Source organism: Citrobacter sp. TBCS-14 (assembly GCF_005280805.1).
GTDB classification, from domain to species: Bacteria; Pseudomonadota; Gammaproteobacteria; order Enterobacterales; family Enterobacteriaceae; genus Citrobacter; species Citrobacter gillenii.
On sequence record NZ_SZWM01001337.1, the window covers coordinates 1 to 833 of the forward strand.

Sequence of the window (833 nt, forward strand, 5' to 3'; positions counted from 1 at the left end):
AATCAAAAAAAGAACCAGATAGCGAACTAGTGGAAAAAGTAAAGGCTGAAACTCCAATCGAAACGACGAAAGAATCGGCACAGGCTTTCTTAGACTTAGCTAAAGAGAAAGGAAAAGTAACAGAAAATGAGTGATAAAAAATACGTTGTTTATTACCATGAAAAAGTAAATGAATACTTCTATGACTATTATTCAAGGTTTAACATGAATGAACAATATTCAAAACCTGTTTTATACAGTGATGACTTTAAATTAATAGAGAGAGCAAAAAATGAACTCAATGAACGACTACAAGAACAAAGCTATTATTTTACACGCTGAAGTGTACGGTTGGTTATATCGTGCATTAGATGAAATGGTAAAAGCAGAATGGCATAATGACGAACTTTTCAAAGTATGGCTTGGACGTGCTGAATTTCTAGTCAGACAGTCGAAAAAATTGCATGCAGCTTGCGAAAATGATTATTCTAAGCGTGCATTGATTAGGGCATTACAATTAAAAGTAGAAATAAATAAAAAAATATCATCTAATATTTGACAACGATAATTAATTTTGGTATAATAGTATATATAGAAATAAAGGAGAACTAACAAATGGTAGTCAAATTAACGCAAAAACAAGCTGATTATCTTGAAACTTTTGGAAACCTTGAAGATGAAATAAACAAAAAACGAGCGCTTTGTCACATCACTCGTTTTGGTTATGGATACAATTGGATAGGCGGCGATAAATGTCCAAGTAGTGCTTTTGAGTGTTACGAGCAATTGAAAATGGTTGAAGCTGTCATTAACGGTTATGAAGTTATTGAACCTAAATTTAAGTTTTATAACTT

Annotated in this window: 2 protein-coding genes; both read left to right on the top strand. The window is 31.8% G+C overall.

Annotated elements, in window-relative coordinates; all coding sequences use genetic code 11:
- Positions 1-280 precede the first annotated feature (280 nt).
- Positions 281-538, top strand: coding sequence for a hypothetical protein (locus tag FDX22_RS27710; protein WP_197064473.1), 258 nt, complete (start codon positions 281-283; stop codon positions 536-538).
- Positions 539-594: 56 nt separating this feature from the next.
- The coding region (locus FDX22_RS27715) for a hypothetical protein (protein WP_222592578.1) at positions 595-833 on the top strand (239 nt) is incomplete at its 3' end.